At 73.3% G+C, this 20,241-nt stretch carries 18 protein-coding genes; 3 read left to right on the top strand and 15 right to left on the bottom strand.

The annotated features are described in order from the left end of the window. Positions 1-87: 87 nt before the first annotated feature. The 9 genes from J8M51_RS21375 to rimP all read right to left on the bottom strand — a co-directional run bounded on the left by J8M51_RS21375 (position 88) and on the right by rimP (position 12,742). Positions 88-1,041, bottom strand: coding sequence for a bifunctional riboflavin kinase/FAD synthetase (locus tag J8M51_RS21375; protein WP_086759019.1), 954 nt, complete (start codon positions 1,039-1,041; stop codon positions 88-90). Between the two features lie 144 nt (positions 1,042-1,185). Beyond that, positions 1,186-5,292, bottom strand: a complete 4,107-nt coding sequence (locus J8M51_RS21370) for a serine protease (protein ID WP_267299388.1) — start codon at positions 5,290-5,292, stop codon at positions 1,186-1,188. Positions 5,293-5,598: 306 nt separating this feature from the next. Next, entirely contained in the window at positions 5,599-6,513 is a 915-nt protein-coding gene (gene truB, locus J8M51_RS21365) for a tRNA pseudouridine(55) synthase TruB (protein WP_216591429.1), read from the bottom strand. After that, positions 6,510-6,971 carry a 30S ribosome-binding factor RbfA gene (gene rbfA / locus J8M51_RS21360; RefSeq protein ID WP_086762065.1) on the bottom strand — a complete coding sequence of 154 codons (462 nt, stop codon included), beginning with the start codon at positions 6,969-6,971 and terminating at the stop codon, positions 6,510-6,512. Before rbfA ends, truB begins: the two co-directional genes overlap by 4 nt. A 45-nt stretch (positions 6,972-7,016) precedes the next feature. Beyond that, the gene (locus J8M51_RS21355) at positions 7,017-7,310 is read right to left on the bottom strand and encodes a DUF503 domain-containing protein (RefSeq protein ID WP_086762067.1); all 294 of its coding nucleotides are present in this window, start codon (positions 7,308-7,310) and stop codon (positions 7,017-7,019) included. A gap of 211 nt (positions 7,311-7,521) precedes the next feature. Continuing rightward, complete coding sequence (infB, locus tag J8M51_RS21350) at positions 7,522-10,650, bottom strand: translation initiation factor IF-2 (protein ID WP_216591430.1); 3,129 nt, start codon at positions 10,648-10,650, stop codon at positions 7,522-7,524. Between the two features lie 147 nt (positions 10,651-10,797). After that, entirely contained in the window at positions 10,798-11,094 is a 297-nt protein-coding gene (locus J8M51_RS21345; RefSeq protein ID WP_179203523.1) for a YlxR family protein, read from the bottom strand. Between the two features lie 137 nt (positions 11,095-11,231). Continuing rightward, positions 11,232-12,230, bottom strand: coding sequence for a transcription termination factor NusA (gene nusA / locus J8M51_RS21340; protein ID WP_086764084.1), 999 nt, complete (start codon positions 12,228-12,230; stop codon positions 11,232-11,234). A 2-nt stretch (positions 12,231-12,232) separates the two neighbouring features. Next, the gene (gene rimP, locus J8M51_RS21335) at positions 12,233-12,742 is read right to left on the bottom strand and encodes a ribosome maturation factor RimP (protein ID WP_086764082.1); all 510 of its coding nucleotides are present in this window, start codon (positions 12,740-12,742) and stop codon (positions 12,233-12,235) included. 246 nt (positions 12,743-12,988) lie between these two features. Here rimP and J8M51_RS21330 point away from each other — a divergent pair, with 246 nt between their 5' ends. The 3 genes from J8M51_RS21330 to J8M51_RS21320 are packed head-to-tail and all read left to right on the top strand — an operon-like array spanning position 12,989 to position 14,914. Beyond that, positions 12,989-13,489 carry a hypothetical protein gene (locus tag J8M51_RS21330; RefSeq protein ID WP_267299387.1) on the top strand — a complete coding sequence of 167 codons (501 nt, stop codon included), beginning with the start codon at positions 12,989-12,991 and terminating at the stop codon, positions 13,487-13,489. Next, complete coding sequence (locus J8M51_RS21325; protein WP_216590047.1) at positions 13,486-13,941, top strand: ferritin-like domain-containing protein; 456 nt, start codon at positions 13,486-13,488, stop codon at positions 13,939-13,941. Before J8M51_RS21330 ends, J8M51_RS21325 begins: the two co-directional genes overlap by 4 nt. A 40-nt stretch (positions 13,942-13,981) precedes the next feature. After that, positions 13,982-14,914 (top strand): aminoglycoside phosphotransferase family protein, encoded by a 933-nt coding sequence (locus J8M51_RS21320; RefSeq protein WP_086763370.1) that lies wholly within the window; start codon positions 13,982-13,984, stop codon positions 14,912-14,914. 105 nt (positions 14,915-15,019) lie between these two features. Here the strand turns inward: J8M51_RS21320 and J8M51_RS21315 are convergent, their stop codons facing one another. From J8M51_RS21315 to J8M51_RS21290, 6 genes are all read right to left on the bottom strand, one after another. After that, positions 15,020-15,235 carry a ferredoxin gene (locus tag J8M51_RS21315; protein WP_267299386.1) on the bottom strand — a complete coding sequence of 72 codons (216 nt, stop codon included), beginning with the start codon at positions 15,233-15,235 and terminating at the stop codon, positions 15,020-15,022. Positions 15,236-15,239: 4 nt separating this feature from the next. Continuing rightward, positions 15,240-16,469 (bottom strand): NADH-ubiquinone oxidoreductase-F iron-sulfur binding region domain-containing protein, encoded by a 1,230-nt coding sequence (locus J8M51_RS21310; protein ID WP_267299385.1) that lies wholly within the window; start codon positions 16,467-16,469, stop codon positions 15,240-15,242. Beyond that, on the bottom strand, positions 16,466-17,047 hold the full coding sequence (locus tag J8M51_RS21305) for a ferric reductase-like transmembrane domain-containing protein (protein WP_267299384.1): 582 nt from the start codon (positions 17,045-17,047) through the stop codon (positions 16,466-16,468). The genes J8M51_RS21310 and J8M51_RS21305 overlap by 4 nt, the downstream gene beginning before the upstream one ends. Then, positions 17,044-18,018, bottom strand: a complete 975-nt coding sequence (locus J8M51_RS21300; RefSeq protein WP_086755706.1) for an FAD:protein FMN transferase — start codon at positions 18,016-18,018, stop codon at positions 17,044-17,046. The genes J8M51_RS21305 and J8M51_RS21300 overlap by 4 nt, the downstream gene beginning before the upstream one ends. Beyond that, positions 18,018-18,371, bottom strand: coding sequence for a hypothetical protein (locus J8M51_RS21295; protein WP_179203087.1), 354 nt, complete (start codon positions 18,369-18,371; stop codon positions 18,018-18,020). The genes J8M51_RS21300 and J8M51_RS21295 overlap by 1 nt, the downstream gene beginning before the upstream one ends. A gap of 126 nt (positions 18,372-18,497) precedes the next feature. After that, positions 18,498-20,204 carry a proline--tRNA ligase gene (locus tag J8M51_RS21290; protein ID WP_086755707.1) on the bottom strand — a complete coding sequence of 569 codons (1,707 nt, stop codon included), beginning with the start codon at positions 20,202-20,204 and terminating at the stop codon, positions 18,498-18,500. Positions 20,205-20,241: the final 37 nt, after the last annotated feature.

Below are 20,241 nucleotides of genomic sequence, written 5' to 3'. Positions count from 1 at the left end.
CCCGTACCGTTCACGATCCACGAACGGTACGGGCCCTCAGCCCATCAGCCATACCGGTGCGCCAGGCGCGTCATCGGCCCTCGGGGTCTACTCCCCCGCGTACGCCCCGATCAGCTCCCGGCACCTCTTCACGTCCTCGCCCATCGCCACCAGCAGCGCCTCCAGCGAGTCGAACTTCGCCTGGCCGCGCACGAAGGCGAGGAAGTCGACGGCGACGTGGAGGCCGTAGAGGTCGAGGCCGACGCGGTCGATGGCGTATGCCTCGACCGTGCGCTCGGTGCCGTCGAACTGCGGGTTGGTGCCGACGGAGATCGCGGCGGGCATGGCCTCGCCGTCGACGTGCAGCCAGCCGGCGTAGACGCCGTCGGCGGGGATCGCGGTGTGCGGGAGGGTCTCGACGTTGGCCGTCGGGAAGCCCAGTTCGCGACCGCGCTGGGCGCCGCGTACCACGACGCCCTCGACACGGTGGGGGCGGCCGAGGATCTCGCGCGCGCCCTCGACATCGCCCTCGCCGACCAGCCGTCGGGTCAGGGTCGAGGAGAACGGCTGTCCGCCGCCCGCCTCGCCGGTGACGAACAGATCGACGACCTCGACGTCGAAGTCGTACGTCTTGCCCTGCTCGGCCAGGAACGCCACGTCCCCGGCGGCCTTGTGGCCGAAGCGGAAGTTGGGGCCCTCGACGACGGCCTTGGCGCGCAGTTTGTCGACCAGGACCTTGACGACGAAGTCGGCCGGGGAGAGCCGGGAGAACTCGCTGGTGAAGGGCAGGACGAGGACCGCGTCCACGCCCAGCTCTGCCATCAGCTCGGCGCGGCGGTGGTGCGGGGCGAGCAGCGGCGGATGGGTGCCGGGGCGCACGACCTCGCTGGGGTGCGGGTCGAAGGTGACGGCGACGGAGGGAACCCCCAGCTCACGCGCGCGTTCCACGGCGTGCCGGAGGATCAGCTGGTGCCCGCGGTGCACCCCGTCGTAGGAACCGATGGTGACGACGCTGCGCCCCCAGTCCTCGGGGATGTCCTCCAAGCCACGCCAGCGCTGCACTGTGACCGCTCCTCATCGAACCCGTGTCCGTATTGACGCCTGACCCTTGCGCAGGTCTAAGGGTGCCATGCCCGGTGCCCCTGGCCCGCATCGGCATCCGCCCTGTGATGCGCGGCACGGCTGCGGCACGGCTGCGGACTCGCTTCACGCGGGCACCCGCACTCCCGGGACCCCTGCCAGGTTCTCGATCATCCGGCGTGTGCTCGGGCCGACCACCGTGGCCCACTCCTGGGGCGTACCGTTGAGCCAGCCTGCCACCAGCACCGCGAATCCGGGCACATGACGGGCCAGGTCGACGAGCGCCCAGTCGAAACGGGTCGCCCCTTCGGGTGTACGGACGAGAAGCGTCCCGACCCGATGGACCAGCGACCGGGTGACCGGGTCGTCGCCCGGATCGGCCATATCCACCCCTTCGTGCCTGTCGCCCCTGGTCCCCCGGTCGGCGGTCGCCGCGCCGCCGGCCGCCGCTCCGCGTGTGGCGACCGCGCGCAGGAGCGCGTCGAGGACGGACGGGTCCCGTTCGGTCGCCATCAGCAGGTCGAGCAGCTCACGCCGGAGGGGGCCGGAGGCCGGTGTGCCGCGCTCGGCGAAGACCGCCGCGAGGGTCGCGCGGACCTGCACGGGTCCGTCGACGATGAGGCCACTGACCAGCGGGAACAGTACGGCGCAGGTACCCGGCCCGTGTTCCAGTCGGCGGTCGACGTACGCGGCGACGTGCCCCGCCAGCTCGGGGCGCAGCTCGACGGCCTCCCGTACGAGCGCGGTGACGCGGCGCGCGAGGCCGGGGGTGGTGACCTCGGCGAGCGTCCGCAGGGCCTCCCCGTCGGAGCCCTCGGCGCCCGGGGTCCGCAGCCGGGCGCGGAAGGCGTCCAGGACCGGGTCCGGGTCGGTGGCGAGAGCGGTGACCAGGGCGCTCGCGGGCAGTTGCGGATCACCGGCTGCGAAGCGTTCCAGCGCCTGCGGCAGATACCGCGACCTGGTCCGCGGGTCCCGTACGAGCAGGGCGAGGGCGCCGCTGTGCAGCGTGACGTCGGCGGGGCGGGCCAACAGGGCGAACGCCGCGTAGCGGAGCAGCTCGCGGTCGGCCTCCGTGCCGACCTGAGGAGCGGTCCGCAGGGCGTACGCGAGCCCCGCGACCCGGCGCGCCGGGCGCTCGTCCCGCACCCACCGGTCGACGGCCCGGCACACCGCCGAGGGCTCCTCCTCGGAGAGTACGGCGAGCAGTTCGTCCCCGCGCCGGTGCGCGCTGTCGACCAGCGCCTCGGTCAGGTCGTCCAGGGCGCACCGGCGACGGGTGTGCAGCAGCGCCTGCGCGGCCGTCGCCACGGTGGCGTCCGGTGTCGCGACCAGCGGGGTGTCGTCGAGGAACCAACGGGTCAGCAGCGGCTGCACGGCGACGGGGTCGGCGGCGAGGAGCCGGGAGACCACGTCCAGATAGCGGGGTCCCCCGCCGGTGGGCGGGTCGGCCACGACGAGGCGTCGTAGCAGGTCGAACCGTTCCGCCTCGGGCAGCCGCAGGGACGCCCAGAAGTCCGGCCCGAACTCCCCGGGCACGCCCCGGCCCTGGGCCCGCCAGGCGCCGATCCGCTCGGTGAGGAAGCGCAGCACCCTGGAGTACGGCGTCGCGTCGGGCACCCGGAGCAGGACCTCCCCCAGGAGGCGGGTGGCCCACCAGGTCGGATCGTCGGGGGCCGGGGCGCCGGGCGGCAGCAGGGCGTCCAGGGCGTCGAGCAACTCCTCCAGCCGTCCGGCCAGTTCGGTGGGGCCCTGCTGTCGGCCGAGGAGCAGCAGGGCGTGGACGACGGGGCCGATGCGGTGGCGGGGCACGGGGAGGTTGCGGGTGGCCCGGCGGGCCTGTCGCCGCACCCGGGCCTCCGAGGGCATGGTGCCCCAGCCGCGCCGTGTCTCGGCCTGGGCGACCCAGCCCCGGTGGACCAGGGCGTGGAGGGCCGCGTCGAGGTCCAGGTGTGCGCCCTGGATCCAGTCGGCGAGCTCCTCGTGGGCGAAGCGGTAGCCGTCGCCGGCCGGGACGAGCAGGCCCTCGGTGAGCACGGCCGAGGCCCAGCCGGTGGTGCCGCCGAGCCGCCGCCCCGACACGGGCCCCCAGGGGAACACCGCCTCGAACGCCGCCCGGTCCAGCTCCCCCTGTCCCGGTCCCAGACACCGCCGGGCCGCCTCGTGCACCTGCCCGGACACCTGTGCCGCCAGCCGCCGTACGGCCGCTCCCCGCACCCCGTTCCCCGCGGCCAGCCGCACGGCGACCCGCAGACACATCAGATCCAGATAGCCCGCCAACACGTCGTCCCGGTCCGGCCGCCCCGAGGGGGTGGGGGGCGGGGAGGGCGGTGCGGTGGAGGCGGAAGCTGACGCCGTCGGGTCGAAGGAAGGCGACGGCGTACCGGCGGATGACGCCGCCCGGCCGTACGGGAACCCATCGGCACCCGAGGCGGAGGCCGCCGCGCCGGAGGGCCCCCCGCCCCCGTTGCACCGGCCGGTGAAGCCGTCGTCCTCGTGGTGCCGGTCGCCTGGCCGCCCGCCCGCGGGCTCCGGCAGTGCCGCACGGATCTCGGACAGCAGACGCAGGGTGAGCGGGTGGCGGGCGTCGGCGGCGGCCAGCGCGTCCTCGGGGAGCCCGTACCGGAGCCGGGCGCGGCGGGCCTCGCTCCGCGTCAGGTCACCGAGCCGTACGCAGGCGGGCAGCGGCTGCCCCTCTGCGCCGGAGGCCTCCCCGTACAGCAGCTCCGCCGGGAACTGCGCCCCGGCCCGCTCCCAGTACTCGGCACGGCAGGCCACCACGAGCCGCGCCCCGTTCTCCCGCAGCCACGCGGCCGTACCGGCGGTCCACTCGGCCAGCCGGTGCGCGAGCGTCGGCGGCATCTCCTCGGGGCCGTCGAGAAGCAGCAGCAGGGGCCGCCCCGCCGCACCCGCGAGCCGCGCCAGCCGCTCCGGCCGGATGTCCCCCAACTCGCCCTCGTACCGACCAGGCAGCCACGGCCGCCCCACCGCACCGGCCCGCCCCTCTCCGAGATCGTCGGCACCACCCGACGCACCCCAGCCGGCCGTCGCGGCGGAGGCGGCCGAGAAATCCGAGGCGGCCCATCCGCCCGACCCGGCGAGCGCGTCCGAAGCCCCCGCCGCACCGGACTCGCCCACAGCCCCACCCCGGCCGCCCCGCTCCCCCATCGACCCCATCGACCCCGCCGGCGCGCCCCCCGTCCCCGGAACACCCGCCGCCCACGACGCCGCCACGATCCGCCCGGCCCTTTCCAGCGCGCGGCGGGCCGCGTCCGCGACGGAGTCGTCGTCGGCGAGGAGGTCGGCGCCGCGGAGCCAGAGGGTCGGCGCCGGTTCGGGGTCGCGGCCGCGCCGGGCGGCAAGGGCGGCCAGTTCCGTCGTACGGCCGCTGCCGGGCGGGCCGACGAGTCCGAGGACCGTCGCCGGGCCCTCGGTGAAAGCGGTGAACTCGCTTACGACATCGGTCCGTTCGACCGGGGCGGGCCCCCCGGTCGCGGCGACGGCTCCGGCCGCCGCCCCGGGCCCGTCCGACCCGACGGTGGTGGCCGTGAGCTCCAGTACCCCCGCGAGGTTCAGATCGGTCCCGTACGCCCCCACGGTCGCCGCGTTGCGCGCGAGCAGTTCGGCCAGGGGCCGCTCGGACCGCCAGCCACGCAGGGGTACGGCGAAACCGGTGGCCCGGTGCTGTGCCTCCAGGGCGGTGCCGAGCACCCCCACGACGGCCCCGGTGGTCACGTCGAGCACGGGGCCGCCGGCCGCGCCGCCGCCCAGCCTCAACGCCTCGCTCCCGGCCGTGCCGATGGCCAACTCCATTGCGCCGCGCAGCAGATGGAAGCCGTCGGTCGCGGTGTAGGTGACGTCCGCCGTGCCCAGCACCCGTGCCTCGCGCCAGCTGCCGGCCGCGATGCGGACGTACGCGCCCGTCCCGACCTCGTCCCGCAGCGCGAAGGGCAGCGGGTCCACGCACAGCCCCTCGGTGCGGATGAGCGCGAGATCGAGGGCGGGCAGCGGGGTCACCGCGTCGGAGGTCACCACGCAGACACGGTCGCCGGTGGCGCGCACCACGATCCGGGCCAGCCCGTCCACCGCCTCGTGGCTGGTGACGACCGTGCCGTGGTGGTCGGCGACGAAGCCCGTGCCGCGCGGTCGTCCCGCCAGATCGCCGACCCGCACCAGGACTTCGTCCCGCGCCGCCCGACGGCCGTCGTCGGTTGCCCGACGGCCCCGTACCGCCATGTCCTGACCTCCCCGTCGTACCTGTGTTCCGACGGTAGGCACGTGAAGATCAGCGGAACAGATCGCGCGGCGAACGCGCCCCCTTCCGCTCCCTCGGTTCACTCCGAGCGCCTGCACGAAGGGGTGAATAGCCCCGGGGAGATGGATACACCTCTGGGTGGGGGAACCGAGGGGGGACCGTGGAGCGGCGGGAACAGCAACCCCGTGACCGCCGCTCCACGCTCCACCGGACGGCCGGACGGCCGGACGGCCGGACGCCTCACGCCCCGGCCGAGGACCGCCGGCTCTTCAGCCGGATACGGCTCCTCAGCCGAAGACCGCGAGGCTCTTCGCCTTGCCCTTCTGGCTCTCCACCAGGGCCAGGAAACGGCCGGTGGGGTCGAAGACGGCGACGGCGCCGCGGTCCGCGTACTCCTCGGGCATCTCCAGACGGACCCCGTTCAGCAGCAGCCGGGCGCGCTTGTCGTCCACGTCCCAGCGGGGGAACGCGGCCGTGGCGGCGTCGGCGACCGGCATCACCGTCAGCTCCTCCTGGAGCTGGTCGAGGGTGCGGGCGGAGTCCAGCTTGTACGGCCCGACGCGCGTGCGGCGCAGCGCCGTGAGGTGGCCGCCGACGCCGAGGCCCGCACCCAGGTCGCGGGCGAGGGCGCGGATGTACGTCCCGGACGAGCACACCACGGAGACCACCAGGTCGAGGACGGGGGTGCCGTCCTCGGCGACGGCCTCGCGGACGTCGTACACGGCGAAGGAGGAGACCGTGACGGGGCGGGCGGGGATCTCGAAGTCCTCGCCGTCCCGGGCCCGTTTGTAGGAGCGCACGCCGTCGATCTTGATGGCGCTGACCTTGGACGGGACCTGCATGATCCGGCCGGTCAGCTCGGCCACACCGGCGTCGACGGCGTCCCGGGTGACCTTCGACGCGTCGACCGACGCCGTGATCTCGCCCTCGGCGTCGTCGGTGACCGTCGTCTGCCCGAGCCGGACCGTGCCCAGGTACTCCTTCTCGGTGAGCGCGAGATGGCCGAGCAGCTTGGTCGCCTTCTCCACCCCCAGGACGAGCACTCCGGTGGCCATGGGGTCGAGCGTCCCCGCGTGCCCGACCCGTCGGGTCCGGGCGATGCCGCGCATCTTGGCGACGACATCGTGCGAAGTGAAGCCCGACGGCTTGTCGACGATGACAAGGCCGTCGGGCGTGGTGTTCTTCTGGCGCTGCTGGGTCATTCGGCGGCGGCGTCCTCGTCGGCGTCATCGGCGTCGTCGCCCGGCCTGCGGTACGGGTCGGCCCCGCCGGCGTACTTGGCGCCCGACGCGCTCTCGCGGACCTGGGCGTCGGAGGCCCGTGCCTTGTCGAGGAGGTCGTCGATGGTCTTGGCGGTGTCCGGGAGGGCGTCCGCCACGAAGGTGAGGGTCGGTGTGAACTTCACCTGCGCGGCACGGCCGACCTCGGAACGGAGGATGCCCTTGGCGCTCTCCAGTCCCGCGGCGGCGGCCGCCCGCTCCTCGTCGTCCCCGTACACCGTGTAGAAGACGGTCGCCTCCCGCAGGTCCCCGGTGACCCGGGTGTCCGTGATGGTGACGTGGGAGCCGAGCCGCGGGTCCTTGATCCCGCGCAGCAGCTTCTGGGCCACCACCTCTCGGATGAGGTCCGCCAGCCTCTTGGCACGCGCGTTGTCGGCCACTGGTCCGTCTCCTAGCTCTTTCTGCGTTTGCTGATCACTACCGGGTCAGTCGTCGTCGCCGTGGAGACGGCGTCTGACCGACAGCAGTTCCACCTCGGGGCGCCCGGCGACCAGCCGCTCGCACCGGTCCAGTACATCGGTCAGATGCCCCGTGTCACCGGACACCACCGCCAGTCCGATCACGGCCCGGCGGTGCAGATCCATATGGTCGACCTCCGCCACGCTCACCGCGAACCTGCGGTGCAGCTCGGCCACGATCGGGCGGACGACGGAGCGCTTCTCCTTCAGCGACCGTACGTCGCCGAGCAGGAGGTCGAAGGACAGAGTCCCCACGTACATGTGTGTATCCGGTTCACCCGCCGGTACGGGATCGATGGCCCACCCGTAGGCCGGGCGGCAACATCAGAACCGTACATCGAACCCGGCAGGGGCTCGATCGCTTTTAGGGGCGCGGGGAACCGCGTGAAGGGGGTCCGGGGGCGAGGCCCCCGGAACGGCCACACCGGCCGGGGGTACCGAATGGCACCCCCGGCCGGCATGGACCACCGTCTTACGACCGCGGCTTCTCGCGCATCTCGTACGTCGCGATGACGTCGTCGACCTTGATGTCGTTGAAGTTTCCGAGGTTGATACCACCCTCGAAGCCTTCGCGGATCTCGGTGACGTCGTCCTTGAAGCGACGCAGACCGGAGATGGTGAGGCTCTCCGCGATGACCTTGCCGTCGCGGACGAGGCGCGCCTTGGTGTTGCGCTTGACCTCGCCCGAGCGGACCAGGACACCGGCGATGTTGCCCAGCTTGGACGACTTGAAGACCTCGCGGATCTCCGCCGTGCCGAGCTCGACCTCCTCGTACTCCGGCTTGAGCATGCCCTTGAGGGCCGCCTCGATCTCCTCGATGGCCTGGTAGATCACCGAGTAGTACCGGACGTCCACGCCCTCGCGCTCGGCCATCTGCGCGGCACGGCCGGCCGCGCGGACGTTGAAGCCGATCACGATGGCGTCGGAGCCCATCGCCAGGTCGATGTCGGACTCCGTGACCGCACCGACGCCGCGGTGCAGGACGCGGATGTCGACCTCTTCGCCGACGTCGAGCTGGAGCAGCGAGGACTCGAGGGCCTCCACCGAACCGGACGCGTCGCCCTTGATGATGAGGTTGAGTTCCTGCACCAGACCGGCCTTGAGCGCCTCGTCCAGGTTCTCCAGGGAGAACCGGACGCCACGCCGGGCGAAGTTGGCGTTGCGCTCGCGCGCCGCCCGCTTCTCGGCGATCTGACGGGCCGTACGGTCCTCGTCGACGACGAGGAAGTTGTCGCCGGCGCCCGGGACGTTGGTGAGACCCAGGACCAGGACGGGGGTCGAGGGACCCGCTTCCTCGACGTTGTTGCCGTTGTCGTCGAGCATCGCCCGGACGCGGCCGTACGCGTCGCCGACGACCATCGTGTCGCCGATGCGCAGCGTTCCGCGCTGGACCAGGACCGTCGAGACGGCACCGCGGCCGCGGTCGAGGTGGGACTCGATCGCGATGCCCTGCGCGTCCTGCTCCGGGTTGGCCCGCAGGTCGAGCGAGGCGTCCGCGGTGAGGACCACGGCCTCCAGCAGGCTCTCGATGTTGAGGCCCTGCTTGGCGGAGATGTCGACGAACATGGTGTCGCCGCCGTACTCCTCGGCCACCAGGCCGTACTCGGTCAGCTGACCGCGCACCTTGGTCGGGTCGGCACCCTCGACGTCGATCTTGTTGACCGCGACGACGATCGGGACGTCGGCCGCCTTGGCGTGGTTGAGCGCCTCGACCGTCTGCGGCATGACGCCGTCGTTGGCCGCGACGACCAGGATCGCGATGTCGGTCGACTTCGCACCACGGGCACGCATGGCGGTGAACGCCTCGTGACCCGGGGTGTCGATGAAGGTGATCTTGCGCTCTTCGTCGTTGACCGAGGTCGTGACCTGGTAGGCACCGATGTGCTGGGTGATGCCACCGGCCTCGCCCGCGACGACGTTCGTCTTGCGGATGGTGTCGAGCAGGCGGGTCTTACCGTGGTCGACGTGACCCATGACGGTCACGACCGGCGGACGCGCGACGAGGAACTCCTCGCCACCCTCGTCCTCGCCGAACTCGATGTCGAAGGACTCGAGCAGCTCGCGGTCCTCCTCCTCCGGGCTGACGATCTCGACGACGTAGTTCATCTCGCCGGCGAGCAGCTGGAGGGTCTCGTCGGAGACGGACTGCGTGGCAGTGACCATCTCGCCGAGGTTCATCATCACGGCGACGAGCGACGCCGGGTTGGCGTTGATCTTCTCCGCGAAGTCGGTGAGGGACGCACCGCGCGACAGGCGGACGGACTGTCCGTTGCCGCGAGGCAGCATCACGCCGCCGACCGACGGGGCCTGCATGGCCTCGTACTCCTGGCGCCTCTGCCGCTTCGACTTGCGACCGCGACGCGCGGGACCGCCGGGACGGCCGAAGGCGCCCTGCGTGCCACCACGGGCACCCGGGCCACCGGGACGACCGCCGAAGCCGGGACGGCCACCGCCGCCGGCACCCGGACCACCGGGACGACCGGCGAAACCGCCACCGCCACCGGGAGCGCCGGGACGACCGGCGAAGCCGCCACCGCCACCGCCACCGGGACGACCGGCGAAGCCGCCGCCGCCACCGGGACGACCGCCGCCACCGCCACCGGGGCGACCGCCGCCACCGGGACCGCGGCCACCGGGGCCACCGCCGCCGGGACGCGGGCCGGCAGCCGGACGCTGCGGCATCATGCCGGGGTTCGGACGGGGGCCACCGGGGCCACCGCCGGGACGGGGGCCGCCGCCCTGCGGACGGGGCATGCCGCCCGGGGTCGGACGGGCGCCGCCCGGAGCCTGCGGACGGGGACCGCCGCCGGCACCCTGCGGACGGGGCGCCTGGCCGGGAGCCGCGGGACGCGGACCGCCCTGGGCGCCACCGGGACCACCCTGGCCGCCGGGACGCGGGGCGCCGCCGGGACGGGGGCCCTGCGGGCGACCCATGCCGGTGGAGCCACCGGAGGTGAAGGGGTTGTTACCGGGACGCGGACCGGCCGGACGGGCACCGCCCGGCTTGGGCGCGCCGGCACCGCCGGGACGCTGGCCACCGGGGCGCGCGGCCTGGCCGCCACGCTCCTGGCCGCGATCCTGACGGTCCTGACCGGGACCACCGGGACGCTGCTGGCCACCCGGACGCGGCGCACCCGGGCCGGGACGGGCGCCCGGACGCGGAGACGACGACGAGGGGGCGGCCGGAGCCGACGGGGGCGCCTGGAACTCGGGCACGCTCGGGGCCGGGGAGGCCGGAGCGGGCTTCGGCGTCGGCGGCTTGGGACCCGGCAGCGGGCGCGGGCCCGGGGCGGGAGCCGAGGACGCGGGCTTCTCCGCGGCGGGCGGCTTCGGTGCTGCCGGACCCGGGCGCGGGGCGGCCGGACGTGCGGCCTGCGCGGGAGAGGGGGCCGCCGGACGTGCCGGGGAGGCCTTGCGGGGGGCGGGCTTGCCGCCACCGCTGCCCTGCTGGAGGGCGTCTGTCAGTTTACGGACAACGGGCGCCTCGATCGTCGAGGACGCCGAACGGACGAATTCACCGAGCTCTTGGAGCTTGGCCATGACGACCTTGCTCTCAACCCCGAACTCCTTGGCGAGTTCGTATACCCGGACCTTAGCCACTTCGCTCCTTTTTAGGTCCGGGTGCGTCCGGACCGTCGCTACTTCATGGGCGTACTCATCGCGTGCTCATCGAGTGCTCATCGCAATCTCGACCTACTTCCAACTCGCGGGGTACCAGGGCCGCACGGAGGCTCCGTACGACACGTCTTACGGTGTTGCCTGTTCGGCAACTGTTGTCTGCTCCACGTATCGGCGCAACGCCTTTGTGTCGAGCGCTCCCGGGGCGCGCAGCGCCCGCGTGAACGCCCGGCGGCGTACACCCAGGTCGAGACAGACCTGAACGGGGTGTATGTACGCACCCCGGCCGGGCAGCGTACCGCGAGGATCGGGGACGCATTCGTCCTCGACCGCCACGACGCGCAGCAGTTCGGTCTTGGCCGCTCGCTGCCTGCACCCCACACAGGTGCGTTCAGGGCATGCGCGGGCACGCGTCCGGCCAGACACCGCTAAGTCTACCTCCCCGCAGCGACCTCACCCCTTTGGGGCAAGAATCGAACAGTTGCCGCGCATATAACTGACGTGATCTAAGCGACCCGCGGCCTGGATCTATTCCCTGCCCGCCGTGACGCCTGCTGCGACACCTACTGGGACGCCTGCTCCGACGGCTGTTCGGTGTCCGGTCGGATGTCGATCCGCCAGCCGGTGAGGCGGGCGGCGAGGCGGGCGTTCTGCCCCTCCTTGCCGATCGCCAGCGACAGCTGGTAGTCGGGCACCGTCACGCGCGCGGAGCGGGCCGCGAGGTCCACCACCTCGACCTTGGAGACCCGGGCCGGGGAGAGCGCGTTCGCCACCATCTCGGCCGGGTCGTCCGACCAGTCGACGATGTCGATCTTCTCGCCGTTCAGCTCGCCCATGACATTGCGGACCCGGCCGCCCATGGGGCCGATGCAGGCGCCCTTGGCGTTCAGACCGCTGCGGGTGGAGCGGACGGCGATCTTGGTGCGGTGGCCGGCCTCGCGCGCGATGGCGGCGATCTCGACGGAGCCGTCGGCGATCTCCGGCACTTCGAGCGCGAAGAGCTTCTTCACCAGATTGGGGTGGGTGCGCGAGAGCGTCACGGACGGGCCGCGGACACCCTTCGCCACCCGGACGACATACGACCGGAGCCGCATGCCGTGCTGGTAGGTCTCGCCGGGGACCTGCTCCTGCACGGGCAGGATGGCCTCCAGCTTGCCGATGTCGACGAGCACGTTCTTCGGGTCGCGGCCCTGCTGGACCACTCCGGTGACGATGTCGCCCTCACGCCCGGCGTACTCGCCGAGCGTCGCGTCGTCCTCGGCGTCCCGCAGACGCTGCAGGATCACCTGTTTGGCGGTGGTGGCGGCGATGCGCCCGAAGTCCGACGGGGTGTCGTCGAACGCGCGTGCCTCCTGCCCCTCCTCCAGGTCCTCGGGGTCCTCCTTCGCCCACACGGTCACATGGCCGGTCTCCCGGTTGAGCTCCACGCGCGCGTGCCGGCGGCTTCCCTCGGTGCGGTGGTAGGCGATGAGGAGGGCCGCCTCGATCGCCTCGACGAGCAGGTCGAAGGAGATCTCCTTCTCCCGCACCAAGCCCCGCAGGGCGCTCATGTCGATGTCCACGGCTACGCCTCCTCCTCTTCCGTCATGTCCTTCTTGTCCTTGCGGTTGAACTCGACCTGGACGCGGGCCTTGTCGATCGCGTCGAAGGCGAGCCGGCGGGAGGTGGCCTTGCGGCCCTTCACGCCGGGCACTTCGAGGTCGAGGCCCTCGTCGTCCACGGTCAGGATTCTGGCGATCAGTTCCCCGTCCTCGCGGAGCTGGAACTTCACCAGGCGGTCGACGGCGCGGCGGTAGTGACGGTGCTCGGTGAGGGCGCGCTCGGCGCCCGGCGTACCGACTTCGAGGGTGTACTCCGCCTGGCCCATCGCGTCCGTCTCGTCCAGCGTGGCCGAGAGCGCGCGGCTGACGTCGGCGACCGCGTCCAGATCCGCGCCCTCGTCCGAGTCGACGACCACGCGCAGCACCCGCTTGCGTCCGACCGAGTCCACTGCGATCTCTTCGAGATCGAGGCCCTGGGAGCGTACGAGCGGTTCCAGCAGTTCTCGCAGCCTCTCGCTCTGGGTGGTGCTCATCCGGGTGACTCCTCGGCCGCGTGTGCTGTTGTGGGTAGGGCGCGTGTCAGGTCAAAGGGTAGCCGCTCCACCGGGGTGTTGCCGTCCACGAGTTCCCCGCGCCCCCGGGGCAGGTCCTAGCGGGCCACGGCGCGTTTCACGGGTACGGTGATCGCACCGCTTCTTTGTTCGTACGACTCCCCTAGGACGTCTGCTGTGTCGTTCAGCCTGCCGTCGCGTGCCCCGTCGGGGCCGCGCAGAAGGAGTTTGCTCGTCGGGGCCGCCGGTGCGGGGCTGCTCGTGGGGTGCTCGTCCGGGGGTGAGGGGTCCGGGGGCGTGGGCGGTGCGTCGGAGGTGGAGCGAACACGCGCGCGAGTGGCACGGGACAGCGAGGGGTTGGTGGAGCGGTACGACCTCGTGCTGGCCGCCCATCCGGATCTGGCCGCGCTGCTGACCCCGCTGCGGGCGGAGGTCGTACGGCACGCCAGGGCGTTCGGGGGCGCGAAGGGGGCGGGCAAGGGAACGGGGAGCGCTTCCCCGTCGTCCCCGTCGGGTTCGCCCTCCCCGTCCTCCCCCTCCGCCTCGCCCTCCCCCGTGCCCGGCGACCCCAGGGCGGCCCTCTCCGAGCTGGCCGCCGCCGAGCGGGGGCTCGCCGACCGGCGGGCCAAGGCGTTGCTGGACGTGCCGGGTGAGGTCGCGCGGCTGATGGCCTCGGTGGCCGCCGCGGGAGCCGGGCACGCGTACATGCTGACGGAGGGCGCGAAGTGAGCGGCGGGGAACTGAAGGCGGCACAGGCGGCGCTCGGGGCCGAGCACGCGGCCGTGTACGGGTACGGCGTCGTCGGCGGGAAGATCGGCGAGGCCCGGCGGAGCGAGGCCCGGGAGGCGTACGACGCGCACCGGGCCCGCCGGGACCAGCTCACCCGGGCCGTACGGGACCTGGGCGGCGAGCCCGCTGCGGCGGCGGCCGGCTACTCCCTGCCCTTCCAGGTGTCCGATGCCGACTCCGCCGCACGCCTCGCCGCGGAGCTGGAGGAGCGGGTGGCCGGTGTGTACTCGGATCTCGTCCGGGCGTCCGAGGGTGCCCGGCGGGCCACGGCGGCGGAGGCGCTGCGGGAAGCGGCGGTGCGGGCGGTCCGGTGGCGGGGCGCAAGCGTAGCCTTCCCTGGTCTCGCCGAGCGGACGGCCGCCGCCGGTCCGTCGGCGACACCGCACACCTGATCACGGCCCTGATCACGCTCCGGAAGGGAACCACTCGCACATGGCTCGCATGGCTTTCGAGGACTTCGAACCGCCGCAGCGGCTGGTGCGGGCGCTCGCCGAGACCCGGCGGCCGGACGGCGGTGACGGGATCGGCGAGTGGCTGGAAACCCTCCCCGGGCTGCTTCAACAGGCCGTGGATCTACGCGAGTTGACCGCGGAGCGGGTACAGGCCCCGGGTGGCCGCAGCAGTCTCGTCCTGCTGGTGCGGATGATCGACGACACCCCCGCCGTGCTCAAGCTGGCGCCCGAGCGGGCCCGGCCGGAGGCCGAGCGGGCGGCCCTCGCGCACTGGGACGGGCGGGGCGCGGTGCAGCTGCTCAACCCCGGGGACAGCCATGGCGTACTGCTGCTGGAGCGGCTGCGCCCCGATCTGTCGGTGCGGTCACTGCCGGAGGCGAAGGCCCTGCTGGAGGCCGCGGGGACGCTGCGGCGGCTGTGGGTGGAGCCGCCGGCGGCGCATGTCTTCGAGACCGTGGCGGAGCGGACGGAGCGGCAGGCGGAGGCCCTCCGGGCGGGCGCCGGGGAGGACTCCGAGGTGCGGGGGCTGGTCGACGCGGCCCTCGGGGTACGCGCGGAGTTGCTGGCCTCCACGCCCGAGGAGCGGTTGCTGCACGGCACCTTCCGGCAGAGCAAGGTACTGGCCGGGGAGCGGTTGCCGTGGCTGGCCGTGGGGCCGGATCCGGTGGTGGGCGAGTGTGCCTTCGATCTGGCTCGGCTGGTACGGGACCGGGTGGAGGATCTGATCGCTTCACCGTCGGGGGCGGCGATCACTCGGCGGCGGGTGAAGAAGCTGGCCGAGTCGCTGGACGTGGAGCAGGAGCGGCTGCGGGGGTGGACGCTGTTCCGGGCCGTGGAGTCGGGGGTGCGGGCACTGCGCGTGGGGCGGCCTCGGGACGCGGAGTTGTTGCTGGAGTTCGCCGGGTGGCTTTGACCTGGGCAGTTGAAGGGCTGAATCGGTTCTGAGCGTTCGGACAGCGACGGTGGTTCGTGGCTGGTCGCGCAGTTCCCCGCGCCCCTCAAAGACTCGGGGCTGTCCTTACCCGGCGTTCAATCGCAGAGCCAGCGCCGGGCAGTCGGCCGCCGCTCGCTTCGCTCGTTTCAGGGCCGCTCTCGGGATCGGGCCGTCCGCGACGATCGGGTAGCCCCACTCGTCCGGCTCCATGTGGTCGGGGAGGAGTTCCGCGCAGAGGCCGTGGGCCTGGCAGGCGGTCCAGTCGACGGCGAGGGTCGGGGCCGTGGGGGTGGTGGTCATCGGGTCAGCTCTCGTTCTCGGGGACCGGCAGGACGGGGGTGTGGTTCGTGGCCGTGCAGTGGCCCCGGGCGTGGGCGTCCAGTTCGGGGGCGAAGGTCGTCAGGGCGCTGCGGACCAGGCGGACCGTGCCGTCGGGGTGGTGGCAGGCGCCTCGGCCTTCCACCAGGCCGGCCCAGCGGGCGATGTCGGTGCGGGTGGTGCCCTGGGGGCCGGGGGTGGCCAGGGTCCGGAAGGCGGCGGCGATGCGGGGCAGGCCGTTGAGGCAGGGGCCGCACTGTCCCGCCGACTGCAGGGCCAGGTAGCGCAGGACCCGGGCCGTCTCGGCGAGGCCGCAGCGGTCGGCGGGGAGGGCGGCGAGGACTCCGGCTCCCAAGTGGGTTGTGCCGAGGGTGAGTTGGGCGGCCTGGCGGGTCGGGATCCAGGTGCCGTGGTAGCCGCCGACGAGGATCGCGCTCGTGCCGTGCAGGGGGAGCAGGCGGTGCAGGGGCATTCCGTAGGGGGCCTCCACGACTCGGGGGGTGTGGCCGGGGACGTGGAGGGTGCACAGGACGCTGCCGGGTTCGGCGGGGGTGCCGGCCGAGCGGTACCAGTCGGGGCCGTAGCGGGCGATCAGGGCCAGGTGGGCGAGGGTCTCGACGTTCTGGACGAGGGTGGGGGCGCGGTGCACGCCCTGTGCGCGGACCGGGGGGTTCTGGTGGCGGGGCAGGGCGGCCCGGCCCTTCAGGTGCTGGGTGAGGGCCGAGGACTCGCCGGACAGGAACCGCCGGGGGACACGGACGACACGTACGGGGATGGGGTCGCGGCGTTCGGCCACCGCGGCCTCCAGGTGCGCCGCGTCTTCCTCCACCGCGAGGTACGCCTCCCCCGCGCCCGTCGCCTCGGCGGCCAGGCGGAGGCCGTCCAGGACCAGGTGAGGTGACAGGCGCAGCAGCGTCTTGTCCTTGGCGCTGGCCGGTTCGCCCTCGGAGCCGTTGGCGACGACCACGGGCGTACGGCCGGTGCGGCGGCCCGCCTCGGCGACCGAGGCGAGTTTGCGGTACGTGGGGAAGGCGGCGCCGCCCCTGCCGGTCAGGCCGGACTCGGCGGTGACGCGCAGCAGGTCGTCGGGGGTGAGGGAGGTCAGGGGGCCGTAGCGCTGTTCGTGGGTGGTGTGGTCGGCCGGGGTGCCGCCCGGGGCGAGGAGGCGGGGTGGCATGTGGAGGCCGGGGACGGCGGGGGCGGTCGCGGTGGTCATGGGCGGGCTCCTTCGGCCGTGCGGAGCAGGGTGGCGGGGGTGCGGCGGGCGTCCCGTACGGCGTGGGCGGTGCGCGCGGCGAAGGCGGCGAGCACCGCGGCGGCACAGGCGACGGTGAGCCAGAGCATCCAGGCGGTGCCGTTGTCCGTGCCGATGCCGACGCCGTGGACCAGGGCGAACGGCCAGGACGCGTACGCCAGCAGGTGCACGGTCCGCCAGGCACGACGGCCGACGCGGGCGCGGAGGAGGCTGGTGATCAGGACGGCCAGCAGCAGGTCGAGGGCGACCGTGCCGAGGCCGAGCCAGAGGGGCTGGTAGTCGGAGACGAAGGGGACGAGCACGTCCAGCGCGGTGATGTTCACGTAGTCGTCGACCACGGCCGTCGCGATGTGCAGGACCAGGAAAGCGGTGGCGGAGAGGGAGAGGGCGCGGTGGAGGGAGACCGTGCCGAACCGGGGCAGGCCGGGGACGCGGGCGCGCAGCCGTACGGCGATGCCGAGGAGGACGACGACGGTGAAGAGGACCAGACAGACGGCGCCGGTGGCTCTGTTGGCGTACCAGAGGATCTCGTCGCTCATGGGGCGGTCTCGGCCTTCGGGGTGGCGGAGGGCCAGCCCGGGGTCGTGACGACCGTGCCGTCGTGGCTGACCAGCCGGGCCGGGAGTCCCAGGCGGGACAGCCAGCGGGGGGCCGTGTGCCCCTTGACCAGGGCGGCCGTGGTGGCGGCGTTGGCGTCGGCGCAGGTGGCGGCGGCCACCGAGACGGTGCGCCAGGGGGTGGTGGCGGGCAGGCCCGTACGGGGGTCGACGATGTGGTGGAGGTCGTGGTCACCGCGGCGCCAGCGGCGGGCGGTGGTGCCGGAGGTGGCGAGGCCGCCGCCGCGGATGCCGACCGTGGCGTAGGAGCCGTGCTCGGGGAGCCGGTCGACCGGGGCCGTCTCGTCCTGGACGCGGACGCGCCAGCCGCCGGCCGGGGGTTCGCCCGCGACGGCCGTGTCGCCGCCGAGGCTGACGAGGATGCCGCAGTCGGCGGTCCGGGCCAGTGTCCGGGCCGCTCTGTCGGCCGCCCACGCCTTGGCGGTGGCGCCCAGGTCCAGGCTGACGCCGGGCGGGAGGGTGACCGTGTTCGTGGCGCGGTCCAGGCCGACCAGGCTCCAGCCCGGCACGCGGCGCACCGCCAGGCGTACGGGGCGGTCGTCCTCCTGGACCAGGGTGAAGTCCCGGTCGTAGCCGAGGGCTTCCATCGCCGAGCCGACCGTGGGGTCCACCGCGCCGTCCGTGGCGCGGGCGGCGCGCAGGGCCACCGCCAGGGCCTCGGCCAGCAGCGGGCTGACCTTCGTGGGCCGGCCTTCGGCCGTGTTCAGCGCCGTCAGCTCCGAGTCCGCGCGGAAGCGGCTGCACGCGGCGTCGACCTCGGCCAGGTGCCGGGCCAGGAGCAGATTGCAGGAGTCGAGCAGGGCCGGGTCCGTGGTGACCAGACGGACGCTCGTGCCGAGGGCCCGCCAGTCGGCGGCGGCCGTGGAGCGGGGGGTCGTCGTCGGCGCGGTCATCACGACGCCCCCGAGGTCGAGTCGGCGGAGTCGTCCGTGGAGGACGTCATGCCGTCGGAGGAGGACCGGAGGTCCGAGGAGGAATCGGTGGACGTGTCGGTACCGCCACCGGTGCTGGTGCCGGTGTCGGTGCCCGTGTCACTGCTGGTGTCGGTACTGGTGTCGGTGGTCGTGGTCGACGACGTCGAGCTCGTGCCGCTGCCGCTCGCGGTGGTGTCCGCGTCCGCCTGCATCGTGCCGATCAGCGCGAACATCCCGGCGGCGGCCGCGAGCGTCACCGCCGCCGCGGTGGCCGCCGTGCGCCGGGCGCCTCTGCGGATGCCCGCGACGGCCCCTCGTTCCCTGGTCGTCATGACCGTTCCCCTCCGTAGTGACGTTCTGTCACGCCCTACGGTCGGGGAACGGTCTGAGAGAAACCTGTGAGGCGGCTATACGCCCCGGGAGAAGTTTCTGAGGGTTTCCTTTAGGCGGTGGTGAGACTAAGCGGTGGTGAGGCGGGCGATCGCCTCGTCGACCGTCAGCTCCTCGCGCTCGCCGGAGCGGCGGTCCTTCAGCTCCAGGACGCCCTCGGCGGAGCGGCGGCCGGCGACCAGGATCTTCGGGACGCCGATCAGCTCGGAGTCGGTGAACTTCACGCCCGGGGAGACACCGGCCCGGTCGTCGACGAGGACGCGGAGGCCGGCGGCCCGCAGCTTCTCGGAGACGTCGAGGGCCAGTTCGGTCTGGAGGGCCTTGCCCGCGGCGACCACGTGGACGTCGGCGGGGGCGACCTCGGCGGGCCAGCACAGGCCCTTGTCGTCGGCGGACTGCTCGGCGAGGGCGGCGACCGCGCGGGAGACGCCGATGCCGTAGGAGCCCATGGTGACGCGAACCGGCTTGCCGTGCCGGCCGAGGACGTCGAGCTTGAGGGCGTCGGCGTACTTGCGGCCGAGCTGGAAGATGTGGCCGATCTCGATGGCGCGGTCCAGCTTGAGGCCGGTGCCGCAGTTGGGGCAGGGGTCGCCCTCCTGGACCACGACGACGTCGACGTACTCGGCGACCTCGAAGTCACGGCCCGCGACGACGTTCTTCGCGTGGGTGCCCGGCTTGTTGGCGCCGGTGATCCAGGCGGTGCCCGGGGCGACGCGCGGGTCGGCGATGTAGGTGACCTTCTCGCCGAGGCCCTGCGGGCCGACGTAGCCGCGGACCAGGTCGGGGCGGCCGGCGAAGTCCGTCTCGGTGACCATCTCGACGACGGCCGGGGCGAAGTGTGCCTCGACCTTGCCCATGTCGACCTCGCGGTCACCGGGGACGCCGACGGCGACGATCTCGCCGTCGACCTTCACCAGGAGGTTCTTCAGGGTGTCGGAGGGCTGGACGCCGAGGTACGCGGCGAGGGTCTCGATGGTGGGGGTGTCCGGGGTCGGGATCTCTTCGAGGGCGGCCACGTCGCCCGCGTCCACCGGCTTCGACGCGAAGGTGATCGCCTCGGTGTTGGCCGCGAAGTCGCAGGCCGGGCAGTCCGCGAAGGTGTCCTCGCCGGCACCGGCCGGGGCGAGGAACTCCTCGGACTTGGAGCCGCCCATCGCGCCCGCCGTGGCGGCGCAGATGCGGTAGTCGAGGCCCAGGCGCTCGAACACCTTCTGGTAGGCCTGGCGGTGCAGGGCGTAGGACTGCGCGAGGCCCTCGTCCTCGGTGTCGAAGGAGTACGAGTCCTTCATCAGGAACTCACGGCCGCGCAGGATGCCGGCGCGGGGGCGGGCCTCGTCACGGAACTTCGTCTGGATCTGGTAGAGGATCACCGGCAGGTCCTTGTAGGAGGACGCCTGGTCCTTCACGATCAGCGTGAAGATCTCCTCGTGGGTGGGACCGAGGAGGTAGTCGCCGCCCTTGCGGTCCTTGAGGCGGAACAGCTCCGGGCCGTACTCGTCCCAGCGGCCCGTCGCCTCGTACGGCTCCTTCGGCAGCAGCGCGGGGAGCAGCACCTCCTGGGCGCCGATCGCGTCCATCTCCTCGCGGACGATGCGCTCCACGTTGGAGAGGACCTTCTTGCCGAGCGGCAGCCAGGTCCAGACTCCGGCGGCGGTGCGGCGGACGTAACCGGCGCGGACGAGGAGCTTGTGGCTGAGCACCTCGGCGTCCGCGGGGTCGTCGCGCAGCGTCTTCGCCATCAACTGGGACATGCGCTGGACCGGTGCGTTCGCCATGGCTTCTCGTACTCCTGCCGGGATCGGGTGATGGCAG

It is taken from the genome of Streptomyces griseiscabiei (assembly GCF_020010925.1).
Classification (GTDB): domain Bacteria; phylum Actinomycetota; class Actinomycetes; order Streptomycetales; family Streptomycetaceae; genus Streptomyces; species Streptomyces griseiscabiei.
The sequence above is the reverse complement of the archived record's forward strand: the minus strand, read 5'-3'. Positions and strand labels throughout refer to the sequence as shown.

Excerpts from the sequence above, each read along its gene's own strand:
- J8M51_RS21370 (WP_267299388.1), bottom strand. The coding sequence starts at position 5,292 with ATGGCGGTACGGGGCCGTCGGGCAACCGACGACGGCCGTCGGGCGGCG.
- truB (WP_216591429.1), bottom strand. The coding sequence starts at position 6,513 with ATGACCCAGCAGCGCCAGAAGAACACCACGCCCGACGGCCTTGTCATC.
- J8M51_RS21355 (WP_086762067.1), bottom strand. The coding sequence starts at position 7,310 with ATGTACGTGGGGACTCTGTCCTTCGACCTCCTGCTCGGCGACGTACGG.
- rimP (WP_086764082.1), bottom strand. The coding sequence starts at position 12,742 with ATGAGCACCACCCAGAGCGAGAGGCTGCGAGAACTGCTGGAACCGCTC.
- J8M51_RS21320 (WP_086763370.1), top strand. The coding sequence starts at position 13,982 with ATGGCTCGCATGGCTTTCGAGGACTTCGAACCGCCGCAGCGGCTGGTG.
- J8M51_RS21315 (WP_267299386.1), bottom strand. The coding sequence starts at position 15,235 with ATGACCACCACCCCCACGGCCCCGACCCTCGCCGTCGACTGGACCGCC.
- J8M51_RS21310 (WP_267299385.1), bottom strand. The coding sequence starts at position 16,469 with ATGACCACCGCGACCGCCCCCGCCGTCCCCGGCCTCCACATGCCACCC.
- J8M51_RS21305 (WP_267299384.1), bottom strand. The coding sequence starts at position 17,047 with ATGAGCGACGAGATCCTCTGGTACGCCAACAGAGCCACCGGCGCCGTC.
- J8M51_RS21300 (WP_086755706.1), bottom strand. The coding sequence starts at position 18,018 with ATGACCGCGCCGACGACGACCCCCCGCTCCACGGCCGCCGCCGACTGG.
- J8M51_RS21295 (WP_179203087.1), bottom strand. The coding sequence starts at position 18,371 with ATGACGACCAGGGAACGAGGGGCCGTCGCGGGCATCCGCAGAGGCGCC.
- J8M51_RS21290 (WP_086755707.1), bottom strand. The coding sequence starts at position 20,204 with ATGGCGAACGCACCGGTCCAGCGCATGTCCCAGTTGATGGCGAAGACG.